This window comes from Larkinella terrae, assembly GCF_009668025.1.
GTDB classification, from domain to species: domain Bacteria; phylum Bacteroidota; class Bacteroidia; order Cytophagales; family Spirosomataceae; genus Larkinella; species Larkinella terrae.
Map to the genome: position 1 here is coordinate 1,727,832 of NZ_WJXZ01000014.1, position 16,315 is coordinate 1,744,146.

The following is a 16,315-nucleotide window of genomic DNA, read 5'->3' on the forward strand; positions in this document are numbered from 1 at the left end:
AATCGTCCCAATTTACAGATAAAGAGCGTGCGAAAAACCGCCTATTTTATCCGAATCCACCCAAGTCGATTTATTCACGATTTGATTTTTGTATATTTGATTCGATGGCTGCTTTCGTTGGACTTGACTCGTTTTATAAAAACATTCTGAACCGAACGTCGGAATACCCCAAAAATGAAGTGGGTCACTTCAATATTTTTAAGGTGGAAGACATTCGGCTGCCTACTCACAAACCGGTCAATTATACCCGTCGCAATTTTTTTAAGATGACGCTGGTCACCGGTCACAGTAAAATTCATTATGCCGATCAGAGTATCGAAGTGAACGGCAGCGTTCTGGTTTTTACCAACCCGATGATTCCGTATTTCTGGGAAATCATCAGTGAAGAGCAGACCGGTTTTATGTGCATTTTCACGGAGGCATTTTTCAGCCGGTTTGGCAGCATCAGCGACTACCCGGTTTTTCAACACGCAGATTCGGCTGTAATCGCTTTAAATGAGAGCGAAGCTGCCAGTTACAAAGCTCTGTTTGTAAGGATGTTGGATGAGTTACAGGGCGATTACGCTTACAAATACGATCTCCTGCGCAATCTGCTGATGGAGGTGGTTCACGGAGCACAGAAAATGCGGCCGCTGGCTGGAAACCGGCACGCAGGTTCAAATGCGGCTGAACGCATCACCGGTTTGTTCGCCGAATTACTGGAACGGCAATTCCCGATCGAATTGAGTAATCAGGTCATTCAACTCAACACGCCAGCGGCTTTTGCCCGGCAACTGAACATTCACGTCAATCACCTGAACAAGGCACTGAAGGAAACAACCGGCCAGACCACTTCGCAACTGATCAGCGAGCGGGTGCTTCAGGAAGCCAAAATTCTGCTAAAGAGCACGAGTTGGACAATCGCCGAAATTGCCTGGAGCCTGGGTTTCGAAGAACCGAACCATTTTTCCAGCTTCTTTAAAAACCGGGCAAAAATAACGGCTCAAAAATTCAGAAGCTCGGGCGCGGATTGATTTTTGTAGTTTTTGGTTTCATTCCCGTATCGTCGCTGCCAGCGGTTTTCCGGACCTTTGTTCCATAAAATATGCTGTTATGTGGACAAAGAAAAATATTCCCGATCAAACCGGTAAAACGGTAATCGTCACGGGTGCCAATGCCGGTATCGGTTTTGAAACCGCGTTGGCTTTATACGAAGCGGGGGCGCGGGTGATACTCGCCTGCCGCAGTCTGGAAAAGGCCGAAGAAGCACTTCTTCAATTAAAGAATCTCGGAGGAAAAGGAACGCTGGAAACCGGACGGCTTGATTTATCGAGTCTGGCTTCGGTCCGGCAGTTTGCCGAAACGTTCCTGCAAAACCACCCGCAACTTCACGTATTGATCAACAATGCGGGCGTCATGACTCCACCGCCGTCGAAAACCGCTGAGGGGTTTGAGCTACAATTTGGTGTCAATTTCATCGGGCATTTTGCCCTGACCGGTTATTTGCATCCGCTGCTCCGGGCAACTTCCGGCTCGCGAATCGTAACGGTCAGCAGTGGCGCCTACCGGCGGGGGGCGATCGATTTCGATAATTTACGGTCCGAAAAAGATTACGATCCCACGCGAGAATATGCGCAGAGCAAACTGGCCGATATTCTTTTTGCCCTCGAATTGCAGCGTCGGATCACAGCCATCGGCGACCCGGTTCTTTCGTTGGCGGTTCAGCCCGGTGCCAATAAAACCGAACTGTCGCGGTACATGAGTGAAGATGCTTTTACGGCGGCCGTCGAGCGGGTGGGTCCGCTGATGGAACCCTGGCAGGGTGCGCTGCCCTCGTTGTATGCTGCCGTGTCGGACGAAGTGAGGCCGGGCGGTTTTTACGAACCCGATCAGGACCATGGGTATCGGGGATTTCCGGTGCTATCGACACTGAAATCGCATGCACAGGATGAAGTCGTGGCGAAAAAGCTCTGGGATTTTGCCGAAGAGGCTACCAATCTGCAGTATCCGGCATCATTTCAGTCCTGAGGAATAAAAACCGGCGGTTTTCATCCAAAGAGAACCCGCCGGTTTTTGATCTGTCAAAGCCAAAACGTTCTTTCGGCCGTTTTGTGAATATTCCCGGGAATCCGCTAATCCGTTCCTTTGCGACTCCTTCCGATTCTCGTTCCATTCCTGTAACTTATGATTGCAAAAACCGTTTCTTTCGGCGTAATTGGCTGCAACTAAATTACTTGCGATCATGGAAAACCAACCTTACAACAACCCGCTTCCTCCGTCATCCGTAACGCCCCTAAGCCCCTCCGACGAACGGATGTGGGGTTTGCTGGCTCACCTGAGTTCGCTGGCCGGTTTTATCATTCCGTTTGGAAACATCATCGGGCCGGTGGTGGTGTGGCAGATTCAGAAAGACAAATCCGCCTTCGTGGATTACCACGGCAAAGAATCCGTAAATTTTCAGATCACGATGGCCATTGGCTACTGCATCTCCTTTTTGCTGTTTTTTATTTTTATTGGTGTCCCCATCCTGATTATTCTGGGTCTGCTCAACATCATTTTCGCCGTCCTCGCCGGTGTAAAAGCCAACAACGGCGAATATTACCAGTATCCGTTTGTGATTCGGTTTATAAAGTAATTCAGGGTTTATCGTTTAGAGACAATCGAAAAGTCAGATTCACCTTACTGCGGTCTGCCGTCAACCCCCTGAAGGGCGCTTTTAAGGTTTGAAGTTTAAGCCTTCCAAACCGCTTTTAACCTTAAACGATACACCTTAAACCTACACTAAAACCACGGACGACGGACTCGGAATGATTTTTTCAGGCCGCGGATCAGGAGGAAAGCGCCGAGTAAACCGAAAATAATGGCCAGCACGCTGATGTGCAGAACGGCAAAAACGATGGCCACGCCAATCACCGGAATCGACGCTTTGAGTTGCCAGGGAATCCGTTGCCACCAGTTTAATTTCTTGCGGGGTTTGAGGCCCAGAATTTCCCGTAAAGTTTTCTTCTGACCGGGTTTGGGCCGGGGTTGAGCGACGACCTTGCTGGCGTAATTTTCAGTAGTTGATGGGGTATTGCCAGCAGACGTTGCCGGTCGAACCCGTTGATGTGCCGAATGGGTGGGTGGAGTAACCGCCGATGAAGCATAGAATTCCGGCGTTGGCAATTCGGGTTCCGGTGATTCGTCAACCAGAGTTGTCCAGTCTGTTTCCGGCACGACGACTGAATCGCGGGACGCCGAAACCGGTTTTGTTTTTCCGGCAGAGCGAAACGATTCGACAGGGATGGGCTGGTAGCGTGCGTACGGGCGATGGCAGGAAGCTGCAAATAAACAACAAACGACGGCAATGGGAGCAAGGGCTCTTTTTCTCATCAGGCTGGGCGAAGATTCAGGATGCAAAACCTTCAGTTACAACGAAACCAATCCGCCGGTTTATACTTTCTGAACCAAAAATTATGATCAAAAAAAGACCTGTACGGTTTGTTAATCCCTACAGGTCTGGAAGTCAATGACTTAAAAAAAGGAGTTTCTGGCTCTGAATGCTGGTTATTTGGCCGGTGTTCCGCTTTGGGGTGCCGTGGCCGGAGCGGCCGGTTTTTGCTGAGCAGGAGCCTGCATGCCTGCACCCGGAACGGTTTTTGTAGCGGCCGCATCCACATTGGCGCTGTTGATCGTTGCTCCAATGGGGTTCCGGTCGATAACGACATACGTGGTAAGCGTCAATAACATGATAGCGATGCCGAGGCCCCAGGTTACTTGTTCCAGAAGATCAGTGGTCTTTTTTACCCCCATCAATTGATTGGAGCCCAGTCCGCCAAATTCGCCGGCCAAACCGCCCCCTTTGGAATTTTGAATCAGTACTACCAGGATCAGCAGTACCGTACAGATACAAATTAATACAATGATTGCCGTTAGCATTTCGATTCGCCCTTGCGGTTATTTTAGTACGCGTAATGATTATGGAAAAGGAGTAACTTACTGATCTTGAGGCCCCTTTAAAGCCGCGATTTTCTCCGCAAAATAAACCTTTTTTTCCGGATTTTTCAACATTAGTTTCACGTAAATGTCAATCGCGCGGTCGGACTTACCCTGTCGGGCGAGGATTTGGGCGAAGGCCTCGGTGACCGGAACGCCCGAATTGGCTGGCGTCCGGCGCGTCAGATCTTCCTGATCGGCCTGCTCGCTGGTGTTCAGGCGCGGACGCTGAATCATCGGTTCCCTTTTGATGAAATCTTCGATGATCTGCAACTGGCGGTTTCGTTCCGGGTCCGGGGACTCGATCATCGCAACGGGTTCATCCGCCGATTTTTGCTGTTCCAGCGTGGTTCGAATCTCCTTTTCGGCCAGAATAACTTCGTCGATAATCGGCAAAACTTCTCCGATCGGCTCCGGTTTCAGCTCCGTTTCGTCTTCCGGACTTTCCGCAATCGGATGCTCTTCAAAAGCGACCGACTTGGCAAAATCGAAAATGGGGTTTGAGGAAAAAGGATGATTTTGCTCGGCTTTCCGTTTGAACAACTCGTAGCTTTCTTTCTTGTAATCGTCGGGAATCGGGACCTGCTTGAGCGACAGTTCATTCAGGCGACTCAGGAGATTTTCGGACCATTGAAACTCATTTTCGATCAGTTTGCGCAGCGCATTCCGGCTCAGCGCGTGTGCGGCTGCCTGCCGAACGTACTCAACGGCGTGACTTTTCTGGTGAACCGAAGTGGCTTTGGCCGCCAGTAGATACAGCGACTGGCAATACGGGTAGGCTGAAATCGCTTCCGTTAACGGTTGAATATCAGCAGGTAACAACTCTTCGGGGTGGGTGACCCAAAAGGAAAAAGTTTCTTTGTCCAATTTGTTCATTGGATAGGGTACGGGTAGGGGTGTCGCTTTGGTCAAATTTAACGAATTGTTATCAGTTTCCGGTCGCGGCAGCCGTTAAAATTAACAGGAAGTAAGTGGACACTTCGCGGTCAAAAACCGGTATTTTACCAATCTGCGGCCGTTTTATTGAAGATGTCCAGCACCAGCTGATCCTGGATTTTGGGCACCAGGCGGCTTTCACTCTGCGTGAGCGTCTGGTTAGCCGGAAAATCCTGATAGAAGGAAAAAGCCTGATCGAAGTTTTTGGTTTCGTCTTTCGAATTGGAAAACCGCACCTGCACGGTTACCTGCAAGCGGTTTTGGGCAGCCTGGTCGGAAGCCGTGGCGGCAACGGGCAACACGTCATAGCCGGTGAAGGAGCCTTCCAGCACAATATCACCGTTGTTGGGAACCACCTTCATATTGGTGTACCGCTGGTAATATTCCTTCAGTTTTTCGGTAAACTGTAACGTCAGGTTCGCCGGACCACCAGCCGCCGAGGTCGTAAACGTATTGACAGTAATGGTTTTAATATTCGGATCGAGCGTCGTACCGGTAAAAGAATACTTTCCGCAGGAGGAAACAAATAATGAAAAATGAACAATGAACAATGAATAGAATAGTGGAAGACGAAGCAGGCTGCGGCCTATGGTGTTCATTGCTAATTTTTCATTGTTCATTAAGTTAATCTTCTTCATCGATCTGGTATTGTTTAATCTTTCGATACAACGTTCGTTCGGAAATGCCGAGTGCCTGGGCCGCGTATTTTCTTTTGTTATTACTGCGCCGTAAAGCCTTGACAATCATTTCTTTCTCTTTCTTCTCCAGCGAAAGCGAATCGTCTTCTTCGGTTTCGTGGGTGATGTCTTCCACCGTTACTTCACTGACGGGATCATTCGCGTCGTAATCATCCACTTCGATCAGATTGCCCGAAGGAAGCAGACGGGGAACGACCGGTTCCGGTTCCGGAATCAGCTCGCTGGGCTGGAGCGTATCGAATAAATCCTTGTGATTGCTCAGGATTTCGTGGCCGTTCTTTTCGTTTTTCAGGACGTCGAGCACTAGTCTCTTCAGCTCATTCATATCCCGGCGCATGTCGAACAGCACCTTGTAGAGCAGCTCGCGCTCGGAGAAATTGTTTTCCGTATGCGTGCCAGGCAGCACCATCGGCGACTGGGGCGACTGCGACGAAACCGGTGGCAGGTACCTCGCCAGCGTCTCGGCTTCAACCACTTTGTGGTTTTCCGACTCCAGAATAGACGTTTGCTCGGCGATGTTTTTCAACTGCCGGATGTTTCCCGGAAACGGATACCGCAACAGCAGCAATTTGGCGGCCTCCGACAACTGAATGGGCGGAATCCGGTAGCGTTCGGCAAAATCGGTCGTGAACTTCCGGAACAACAGTTCAATGTCATCGCCACGCTCGCGGAGGGGCGGCACAAAAATCGGTACGGTATTCAGCCGGTAATACAAATCTTCGCGAAACTTCCCCTGTTCGACAGCCGCAAGCAGGTTGACGTTGGTTGCCGCCACCACCCGAACATCGGTTTTCTGCACTTTCGACGAACCAACCCGGATAAACTCGCCATTTTCAAGCACCCGCAACAGCCGGGCCTGGGTTCCCATCGGCATTTCGCCGATTTCATCCAGAAAAATGGTGCCGCCGTTGGTAGTTTCAAAATACCCTTTCCGCTGATCGACCGCACCGGTAAACGAGCCTTTTTCGTGGCCAAACAGCTCCGAATCGATCGTGCCTTCGGGAATCGCTCCGCAGTTGATGGCGATGAACTGGCCGTGTTTGCGGCTGCTCAGGCTGTGAATGATCTTCGAAAAAGACTCTTTCCCACTTCCGCTTTCGCCCGTAATCAACACGGTCAGATCGGTAGCCGCCACCTGAATGCCCACGTTAATGGCGTAGTTCAGGCTCGTTGCATTTCCGATAATACCGAATCGCTGCTTGACCGACTGGATTTCTTTTAAATTCATAGATACTGGAAATGGGGAACTCTTAAACCGTAACGCCCCGCAGCGTGGCCGCCGTGCAATCCGTTACTAACACGTTGACATACTGGCCTTTCTGGTAATCGCCTTTCGGAAAAACCACCATTTTGTTCTGGTCATTGCGGCCGCTCAGAAAGTCGTCGGAACGTTTGGAAAACCCTTCGATCAACACGCGCTGGACCTTGCCAATGTGCCGTTGGTTACGTTCCAGCGACATGTCGCGCTGCAAAGCAATGATTTCGTTCAGGCGACGGAGTTTGACCTCATACGGAACGTCATCGGCGTATTTTTTTGCTGCTGGTGTGCCGGGTCGCTCCGAATAGGCAAACATGTAACCGTAGTCGTAACGCGCGTATTCCATCAGCGACAGTGTATCCCGATGCTCTTCTTCGGTTTCGGAGCAAAAACCGGAAATCATGTCGTGTGAAATACCGCAGTCTTCGCCCAGAATGGCGCGAATCCGGTCGATTTTCTGCATGTACCACCCACGGTCGTAGGTGCGGTTCATCAACTTGAGAATCCGGTCGTTACCGCTTTGGGCAGGCAGGTGAATGTATTTGCAGATGTTGTCGTACTTCGCCATTGTATGCAGCACCTCGTCGGTGATGTCTTTCGGGTGTGAAGTCGAAAACCGGATGCGCAACTCGGGATCAACCAACGCGACGCGTTCGAGCAACTGGGCAAAATTGACTTTCTCTAAACCATCTTCCGATGCCCACTTGTAGCTGTCGACATTCTGGCCGAGCAGCGTAACTTCCTTATAACCTGCAGCTGCCAGATCCCGGGCTTCGCGAACGATCGAATGGGCATCGCGGCTGCGTTCGCGGCCACGGGTGTAGGGCACAACGCAAAAGCTGCACATGTTGTCGCAGCCCCGCATGATGGAAATGAAAGCCGTTACGCCGTTGGAATTCAGGCGAATTGGTGAAATATCGGCGTACGTTTCTTCGCGCGACAGGAAAACATTGACAGCCTTCTGGCCCGTTTCTGCCTCCTCCACCAATTTCGGAATGTCGCGGTAGGCATCGGGTCCGGCCACAATGTCCACCATTTTTTCCTCCTCCAGCAGCTTGGCTTTCAGCCGTTCGGCCATGCAGCCCAGCATCCCGACCAACAGTTCCGGTTTCCGTTTTTTCAGCACATTGAGTTGCTTCAACCGGTTGCGGACTTTCTGCTCGGCGTTGTCGCGGATGGCGCAGGTATTCAGGAAGATAACATCGGCTTCGTCGGCGGTGGCGGTGGTGGCAAAACCGGCGTTTCGCATCACCGAAGCCACGATTTCACTGTCCGAAAAATTCATCTGGCAACCGTAGCTTTCAATGTAAAGCCGCTTTTTCCCGACGGCCAGTTCTTCTTCCAGCACCCGGGGCTCTTCGGTGCTTTCCTTGTCGGCTTCCGTCAGTATGGATAATGTCTCAATGCGTCCCATAAATCAATTATTCGGCGGAAGGATTGTTTGTGGCTTAGGATCTATGGATTATAGTTTTGTAGCGCTGCTGCGAACCATAAACCTTAGACGATAAACTCCAAACACAGCTTCCGCTACTTTAAAAGTAAACACCAAAGTTACGAAGATTTTGGGGAACTGTGACAGTTTGTCAGGCTTAAAACCCCTAAATCCCCTAGAGGGGACTTGGAGTTTGCTATTCTAGATTAGAAGTCCCCTCTAGGGGATTTAGGGGTTTCAGAATGGATACCCGATTCCAAAGTTGATAACGAGCGGGTTGGGGCCTTTGAACATTTTATCAAACCGGAATTTTGGCAGAAAAAATCGCTCATCAATCAGGTCGCCGGGGTTTTTGCCGGGGATAATGTACCCGCTTCCGTCGGAGTTGGGCGTGTAAATGTAGTAGCGGGAAGGATCGTAGACTTTAACCGCGCCATCGAGCCGGATGATGAAGAACGAGAAATCGATGCGCAACCCAACGCCGGAGCCAACGGCAATCTGCCGGATGAATTGAGGAGAAATATTTTCGCCCGACCGGTTTGAGTTATTCCGTAACGTCCAGACATTTCCGGCATCCACGAAAAATGCCCCGTTGATGTCACCCCCTAAATGGAAAAGGTGCGTTCGCAACTCGGCCGATCCTTCCAGAATAATATCGCCGGGTTGTTCGAAATCATAGCGAAACTGACCGGGCCGTCTCGGATTGAAGATCGGCACCAGCGGGTTGTCGCTTTTGGAATACGGAATCGACGAGCCCGGACCCAGTCGGCGGGGCAGCCAGGCCCGGATGCTGTTGCTTCCACCGGCAAAAAAGAGCTTTTCGTACGGAGCGGTTTTGTTTTCGCCGTATCCGATCACCATACCGGTATTGATGCGAAAGGCAAGGGTGGTTTTGGGCCGTAAGGGTATGTAATGGCGGAAATCGACACTGCCCCGCAGGTATTTGTAATACTGCAAACCGGAAGTGGAGGTGGTGTTGAAGAAGCTTTTAAGCTGTTCGTTACTGAAAAAATTTAAGGTTGTTCCACCCGATTCAAACGATAACCGAAGAAAATTAGCGCGTCGGTTTTGCCCCAATATATTTGTGTTGTACGTATACGTAAAGCTGATGCTGGAAGCGAATGCACTCAGAAAACTTTTCCGGATCGTGCTTCCCAGTGAATCCTGGGTGTTCAAATAATCCCGAAACGCGTTGCCATCATCGCCCGGTTTGATAGTCGCTTTTAAGTAATTGATATCGGCAATAATGAAATTATACTGGTGTGTATTGTTTTTCAACCAGTTGTAGGATAAAGCCGTCCGTAAAAGTCGGCGACCGTAATCGGGTCGGCTGGTGTAATTATAGCCGAGACTCACCTGCGTACGGGGGCTCAGCCGGTTGAACAAAAACCGGGCTCTGCCGGGAAATAAAATATGGGGGAATATTAAGGACGTATTGATCCCCAATTCCTGCGCAAAGCCCACTCCGCTACCCGAAAGCGCAAAGCCCGTCTGGGCTTCAAAACCGTACCGAACCGCCGTCTCAAACGTACCCAAACCGCTGAAAATATTATGAACCCGAAACGAGGCCGTGCCGAACGGCCCCGGATAACCCTGCCCCTGATACAACACAAAAACGCCACCTTCGCTGGTCAGTTCGTATTTGTCGATCGGAATCAGGTTAATGCGGGTGCGCAGATGTCCTTTCGTCGTATCTGTAAAGCTGATGTTAGCAAACCGGAACTGGTTCAGCAGGAATAACTGACGCTGGGAATCCTGGTAATTTCTGAGACGATACAGGCTATCGGGCCGCAGAAAAATCCGGCTGTCGAGCAGTCGGAGCGAATAATTTTGCTGACCCAGGTAAAACCGCAGACCGTTGTACTGGATGGTATCGAGTGAAGCCCGGTCTTCGGCCCGCGCCACCCGCACGTCCACTTCGCCGATTCGAAAAACCGGGTGGCGAGGTTGACCGGGCGGATTGGCAATTTTTACCCAGATATTGAGGTTTCGGAACGATGAGTCGGTGCTGAGCGACCGCGCCGAATCGACATCGAGCGGCAGCGGAATGTATTGACGGGTAAAGCTGTAATAACCGTTATTCCGCAACAATTCTTCAATCCGGATTCGCTCGGTTTCGATCTTTTCGGCGTTGTAACGTTCACCGGTTTTCAGCACCGAAGAGCGGGCAAGGGTGGGCCGGACAATCGAATCGACCCGCGGATCGGCGATCTGGTACGTGATCTTGTTGAGGTGGAACGAAACGTTTTCGGTGATGTTGTAGGTCACGCGCACCCGGCGGCCCAGTGTTCGGTTGCTATCAACCGAATACGACGCTTTTCCCAGAAAAAAGCCGTTGTTGAACAAAAACCGTTGCATTTTTTGGGCGTTTTCTTTGGCGTCGGCTTCGTAAAAATAAGCGGGCGGTTCGCCCAGTGAACGCATCACCCAGTTGCCTTCTTCGGCCCGTCGGCGCAGTCGCGTGAGTTGGCGGTTGAATCGTTTCTGCTCTTTCCGGTATGATTTGGTCGAATCCGGTTTGGCCGTAAATTCGTCATATTCTTTGCGTTTGGCTTCCAGTTCGCGCTGAGCGGCTTCGCGATCGAAGGTTCGTTCGCCCAGGCGATAAAACCAGAGGGCGGGGGTGATGGGCAACCGCAGAATCCGGCGGTTGGGTCGCTGCGGAATGAGCGCTTCGAAGTCGGAATTGGGCAGCGTCCGGTTTCCGCGGATGGTCTGGCTAAAGAGCAGGTACTGGTTTTTTTGTAAATTTTCCGAACTTACGCAGCCCGAAAGGCCGGAGAGCAGGCCAGCCCCGAAAACTAAAAAACTGATCGTACGAACCACGCATTTCGGATTACAGCTCAGGATGCTTCCCCATACTTTGTAATTCGTACGCATTAATCCGTATTTTCTTGCCATGATTTCCAAATCGCTTAGCAAATATATCCAGTCGCTGCATCAGAAAAAATACCGGCAGGAACACGGCGCCTTTCTGGTTGAGGGAGCCATTGATGTACTTGAATTGTGCGCATCAGATTATCAGATGGAATTGTTGTTGGTAACGGAGCCATTTTACAAAGAAAACGCCGGGCTGCTGGATAAACAACGGGTACGTCTGGAAATGGTTTCGGCCGACGATCTGAAACGGGTCGGTACGCTGGTCGTTAACGAAGCCGCCCTGGCAGTAGCTAAAACGAAGGAAAACCGGTTTTTAGTGGCGGATGCCGATGAGTTTGTGCTGGTGCTGGACGACATTCGCGACCCCGGAAACCTCGGCACCATTCTCCGGATTGCCGACTGGTACGGCATTCGGAAACTAATTTGCTCCCAGTCGACCGCCGATGTTTATAATCCCAAAGTCATTTCGGCCAGCAAAGGCTCTTTTGCGCGGGTTGAATGGTATTACTGCGATTTGAACACCTACTTAAAGGCGGTTTCGGAACCGGTTTTTGGCGCGTTTCTGGACGGCGAAAATGTGCATTCACTGGACTTCGGAAAATCGGGGTATCTCGTGATGGGAAATGAAGCAAATGGAATTAGTTTTGAAGTGGAAAAGCTTGTCAGTAAGCGCATTACAATTCCGCGTTACGGCCTGGCTGAATCCCTGAATGTGGGCATTGCCACGGCGGTTATCTGCGACAACCTGCGCCGGGGAGAAACCGCTCGGGTAGGAGCAAAATAAAAGTAGCCCTGTTCAACGCAAGGCTACTTTTACTGCTTTCTTAACCTAAACTAAATGTACATATTATTTACAAAAATACGACTTCGGGAGGGCTTCACATTTACCCCAAATTGGGGGATTTATTAAAAACCGGAGAAGGCGTAAATTTGTGAAATAGGGGGATTTTATCCCCCAGGGCCGATGAAAAGAAATCTCAGTGTGTTGATGCTCTGTCTGGGCTGGGTGACGGCGTTCACCCAGGCGATTAAAAGCCTGCCGTCGGGCAGTTCGCTGGAGTCGCGCGGAACGGTGATAAAATTTCTGGATCAGATTTCAGTCGATAATGGCCTTTCCCAGAGCGGTGTTGACTGTATTTTAAAAGACAGCCGGGGCTACGTCTGGTTCGGCACACAGGACGGTCTGAACCGCTACGATGGTTACCAGATTACGCATTACAAACACAATCCGTTCGACGCAACGACCATTTCCCACGACCAGATTATGTCGTTGTACGAAGACGCTCACGGAAAAATCTGGGTCGGAACCGTCAATGGATTGAGTGAATACGACCCGGTCACCGGGCGGTTTCGTCGCCACGGGAATCTACTGGAACCCAAACGGAGTCGCTATGGCCTGACGACCATCAACGCCATCACCTCCGACCGCTTCGGTACCTTGTGGCTTGCGACCAGCTGGGGACTTAAGCGACTGGTTTTTAAGAATGCCAGGCAATACGACGTCGTTCATTATACTATCGAAAACGAGGAAGACCGGCGGGCGCAGGTGATCAACACGCTCCTGATCGACGCCAGCGGAACGCTCTGGATTGGTACGGGAAACGGCCTGGCTGAGCTACCCCTCACGAAACCCGGCCCCTTTAAAGCCAAACCGGCTCCCATCAGGGTGGTGGCCAGTACCGAGCAGATGTCGTATCAATTGCCCAGCGCCTGGGTAAAATCATTGGCTGCGGATGAGTTTGGGACGATTTGGGTGGGAACCGCCAGCGGAGTCACCCGGATCAATCCGAAGCTGGGGCAATCGGAGCTGTATCCGGAAATTGGCGAACAGATTGGCGATCTGCCTATTTCATCCCTGCACATCGATCGGTATAAAGTGCTGTGGATCAGTACCCAGAAGCGCGGGATTTATCGGTTTAAAGTTGTCAGCGATCAGCACATTCGTTTCATCGACAGTATTCAGGAAGATTTGTTTGCGAAAAAAGGTTTAAAAACCGGGGTCATCAACACGATTTACGAAGGACCGGCACCGCTGGAAGACATTGTCTGGATCGGAACGCACGACGCCGGGGTGCAAGTTTACAGCCGGTCGAAAAATACCTTCCGGCAGTGGCCCATCATCACCAACCGCATGCAGTCGTCGGCCGCCGGCCTGGTGTTTGCCGTCACGACCGATCACATGGGCAAACTCTGGATAGGAACCCACGAGGGCCTGATTCAGATCGACCGCCTAACGTCGGCCATGCAGCGGTTTCGGGGCAACCCGAATGATCCCCACAGTTTGAGCAGCGACAAAATTCAGTGTCTGCGCGAAGACCGGAAAGGCAATCTGTGGGTCGGCACGATGGAAGGCTTGTATTTGTATGATCGGCAGCACAACCGGTTTGACGCCCACCTGCCGGGAACGGGGAAAGAGCTCACGGTACGAGGGGGTGAAAAGGGCGACGGCGTGTTGAGTTTGTACGAAGATCGGGCCGGAAATTTGTGGGTGGGCGGGTACTCAAGTCTGCGAAGAATTGACGCCAAAACCGGCCAGGTGACTTCGTATCGCCATGATCCGAAAGATCCGAATAGTTTGCGGGCGTTTATTGTTTACGCCATTCAGGAAGATCGGAATGGGATGATCTGGGTAGGAACCGGTTTTGGGTTGAATAAGATCAACGTGCAAACCGGGAAAATCACCCATTATGAGAACAATCCGAAAGACCCGCACAGCCTGATTGGCGAACAGGTGCTGGGGTTTCTGCGCGACAGCAAAGACCGGTTTTGGGTTTGTAGCAACAAGGGGTTCAGCAAAATGGTGTACGGAAAGAACGGCGAGGAACGGTTTATTCATTACACCGAACGGCAGGGTTTGCCCAATGAACTCGTTTACGGCGCTTTGGAGGATGCCCACGGACGCATCTGGATGAGTACGAACCTCGGGCTGTCCTGTTTCGACCCGGAGCGGGAGAAATTTGAAAACTACGACATCAACGACGGGCTGACCATCAACGAGTTCAACATGAACGCGTACCACCAGGCCGCCGACGGCGAGATGTTTTTCGGCGGGATTGGCTCGCTGGTGAGTTTTCTGCCCCTGCACATGGTCAAAAACCGGCACCTGCCGCGCGTGGTGCTGACGTCGTTCAAGAAGTTTGAAAAACCGGTGAATATCGATAGCCTGCTGGCCAAAACCGGCCGGATCGAGATTCTGCCCGGCGAAAATTTCTTCTCGTTCTCGTTTGCGGCCCTGGATTACACGAATTCGCACAAAAATCAGTATGCGTATAAGCTGGAAGGTTTTCAGGATGGCTGGATTGAAAGCGGGGTGCGCCGGTACGTCAGTTTTACGAATCTGAAACCGGGTGATTACGTGTTGAAAGTTCGGGGCTCCAACAGCGACGGCGTTTGGAGCGAAGCGAATATGCTGCGGATTCCGATTACGGTTTTGCCCCCGTTCTGGCAAACGTGGTGGTTTATGCTGGCGCTGGTGACGGTGATCGGAGCCGCAACCTGGCTGGTGTACAATTACCGGGTGCAAAAGAAAGTGGAGCACCTGCTGGAGCTGGAACGGGTGACGCTGGCGGAAAACGAACGCGTTCGGAAAATGGCCGCCCAGGATTTGCACGATGAATTCGGCAACACGATAACCCGGATTTCGATGCTGACCGAAATCATCAAGAACAAACTAAACGGGCACGGCGCGGAGATTGCCCCGTTGCTGACCAAAATCAGCGATAACAGCAACCGGCTTTACCAGGGCACCAAAGATTTTATCTGGGCCATCAATCCCGAACACGACAATTTTCTGGAGATTGCCATTCGTCTGAAGGATTTCGGTGACGACGTTTTCGACCGGAGCCGGATTACGTTTGAAGCTACCGGTATAATCGACGACCTGCGCAGGGCGGTTTTGCCGGTCGGCACGAGCCGCCACCTGATTTTTCTGTTCAAGGAAGCCATGAGTAACACGCTGAAACACTCGCAGGCCACGAGCGCGCAGATTCATTTTGCGATGCTGAACCGGCGGATCGAGGTTCAGTGGAAAGACAACGGCATCGGGATTCAGCAAAGTAACAAATCGTCGGTCGGCAACGGGCTGCACAACATCCGCAGCCGGGCCGAAAAAATTGGCGGAAAAGTCGACATCACGTCAGAATTTTTGGAAGGTACCACCGTTACGTTTCGGATGGACATCCCGCACATTGGGTGAAAACCCGAACAACTTCTTCATCGACATTCCTTTCGTAAAGACAATTGCTCCGTTGGTGTAATAACGGGGTTACCTGGCCTAAAAAAGTAGTTACTTACTTTCGCAAACTCTAATGAACACACTATGAATGTAGCTCAACTATTACGCAGTCCGCAGACGATACGGATTTGCATTGTGGAGGATGACAATTTGATTCGGGACGGCTTCGCGTTGCTCATTAACAGTACGTACGGTTTCAAGATTGTTAACACGTATCACCGCTGCGAGGATGCCATTAAAAACCTTCTTTCCGACGCGCCTGATGTCGTTTTGATGGACATTGAGTTGCCGGGCATGAACGGGATCGAGGGGATTGCCCGAATCAAGAAACTGCGCCCGAAAACCAACATCATCGTGGTTTCGGTGTATGAAAATGACGAGCTGGTATTCAAGGCGTTATGCGCCGGTGCGGGCGGTTATCTGACCAAAAACATGCAGCCCACGCGGCTTTTGGAAGCCATCCGCGACATTCAGGAGGGGGGCGCGCCGATGAGTACGAACATTGCCCGAATGGTAGTGGCGTCGTTCCAGAAAAACCGCAATTCGCCCCTGACGGCGCGCGAAACCGAAGTGTTGGAGCTGCTGTCGAAAGGGAAAAGTTACACCACCATTGCCGAGCAGTTATTCGTGGACAAAGAGACCATCCGGACGCACATCAAGAATATCTACTGGAAGCTCGAAGTCCATTCCAAGGCTGAAGCGATTGAAAAAGCAATCAAAGAAAGGTTGATTTAAACGAGAAAATCCCCTTTTCTGGGGTAGAGGGGCGCTCACACCTTCCCTTACTTTTGTAGTGTTCGATGCGTGCGCAGGGCAACTGGCAGTGTGCTGACCGACAAAAAATGAAGGTTCCGGTAATTCTGAACCTGATCTATGAGATGAACGTAAAACAGAAAAACCAGTCGTTTCGGCTGGTTTTTTCT

The 16,315-nt window shown here is 51.1% G+C and carries 13 protein-coding genes; 6 read left to right on the top strand and 7 right to left on the bottom strand.

What is annotated here, in order from left to right; all coding sequences use genetic code 11:
• Positions 1 to 104 precede the first annotated feature (104 nt).
• The 3 genes from GJJ30_RS28765 (at position 105) to GJJ30_RS28775 (ending at position 2,614) form a co-directional block, all read left to right on the top strand.
• Positions 105 to 1,013 (top strand): helix-turn-helix domain-containing protein, encoded by a 909-nt coding sequence (locus GJJ30_RS28765; protein WP_154178603.1) that lies wholly within the window; start codon positions 105 to 107, stop codon positions 1,011 to 1,013.
• A 79-nt stretch (positions 1,014 to 1,092) separates the two neighbouring features.
• Positions 1,093 to 2,007, top strand: a complete 915-nt coding sequence (locus GJJ30_RS28770; RefSeq protein WP_154178604.1) for an oxidoreductase — start codon at positions 1,093 to 1,095, stop codon at positions 2,005 to 2,007.
• A 214-nt stretch (positions 2,008 to 2,221) separates the two neighbouring features.
• Positions 2,222 to 2,614, top strand: a complete 393-nt coding sequence (locus GJJ30_RS28775) for a DUF4870 domain-containing protein (protein ID WP_154178605.1) — start codon at positions 2,222 to 2,224, stop codon at positions 2,612 to 2,614.
• Between the two features lie 146 nt (positions 2,615 to 2,760).
• Here GJJ30_RS28775 and GJJ30_RS28780 read toward each other — a convergent pair whose 3' ends face one another.
• The 7 genes from GJJ30_RS28780 to tamL form a co-directional block, all read right to left on the bottom strand.
• Positions 2,761 to 3,351 carry a hypothetical protein gene (locus GJJ30_RS28780; protein ID WP_154178606.1) on the bottom strand — a complete coding sequence of 197 codons (591 nt, stop codon included), beginning with the start codon at positions 3,349 to 3,351 and terminating at the stop codon, positions 2,761 to 2,763.
• A gap of 174 nt (positions 3,352 to 3,525) precedes the next feature.
• Positions 3,526 to 3,897: a preprotein translocase subunit SecG gene (gene secG, locus GJJ30_RS28785; RefSeq protein WP_154178607.1), complete on the bottom strand. Its 372-nt coding sequence runs from the start codon at positions 3,895 to 3,897 to the stop codon at positions 3,526 to 3,528.
• 57 nt (positions 3,898 to 3,954) lie between these two features.
• Entirely contained in the window at positions 3,955 to 4,830 is an 876-nt protein-coding gene (locus tag GJJ30_RS28790) for a DUF8458 domain-containing protein (RefSeq protein ID WP_154178608.1), read from the bottom strand.
• 125 nt (positions 4,831 to 4,955) lie between these two features.
• A complete protein-coding gene (locus GJJ30_RS28795) occupies positions 4,956 to 5,489 on the bottom strand; it encodes an LptE family protein (protein WP_229313482.1) in 534 nt (177 codons plus the stop codon).
• A gap of 25 nt (positions 5,490 to 5,514) precedes the next feature.
• Complete coding sequence (locus tag GJJ30_RS28800; protein ID WP_154178610.1) at positions 5,515 to 6,816, bottom strand: sigma-54 interaction domain-containing protein; 1,302 nt, start codon at positions 6,814 to 6,816, stop codon at positions 5,515 to 5,517.
• Positions 6,817 to 6,838: 22 nt separating this feature from the next.
• Positions 6,839 to 8,260, bottom strand: coding sequence for a tRNA (N6-isopentenyl adenosine(37)-C2)-methylthiotransferase MiaB (gene miaB / locus GJJ30_RS28805; RefSeq protein ID WP_154178611.1), 1,422 nt, complete (start codon positions 8,258 to 8,260; stop codon positions 6,839 to 6,841).
• 255 nt (positions 8,261 to 8,515) lie between these two features.
• Entirely contained in the window at positions 8,516 to 11,158 is a 2,643-nt protein-coding gene (gene tamL, locus GJJ30_RS28810) for a translocation and assembly module lipoprotein TamL (RefSeq protein ID WP_154178612.1), read from the bottom strand.
• A 19-nt stretch (positions 11,159 to 11,177) separates the two neighbouring features.
• On the opposite strand from tamL, the gene GJJ30_RS28815 reads away from it, so the two are divergent.
• From GJJ30_RS28815 to GJJ30_RS28825, 3 genes are all read left to right on the top strand, one after another.
• Positions 11,178 to 11,942, top strand: coding sequence for an RNA methyltransferase (locus tag GJJ30_RS28815; protein WP_154178613.1), 765 nt, complete (start codon positions 11,178 to 11,180; stop codon positions 11,940 to 11,942).
• Positions 11,943 to 12,122: 180 nt separating this feature from the next.
• Entirely contained in the window at positions 12,123 to 15,353 is a 3,231-nt protein-coding gene (locus GJJ30_RS28820) for a sensor histidine kinase (RefSeq protein ID WP_154178614.1), read from the top strand.
• A gap of 123 nt (positions 15,354 to 15,476) precedes the next feature.
• The gene (locus GJJ30_RS28825) at positions 15,477 to 16,127 is read left to right on the top strand and encodes a response regulator (RefSeq protein WP_124869346.1); all 651 of its coding nucleotides are present in this window, start codon (positions 15,477 to 15,479) and stop codon (positions 16,125 to 16,127) included.
• Positions 16,128 to 16,315 lie beyond the last annotated feature (188 nt).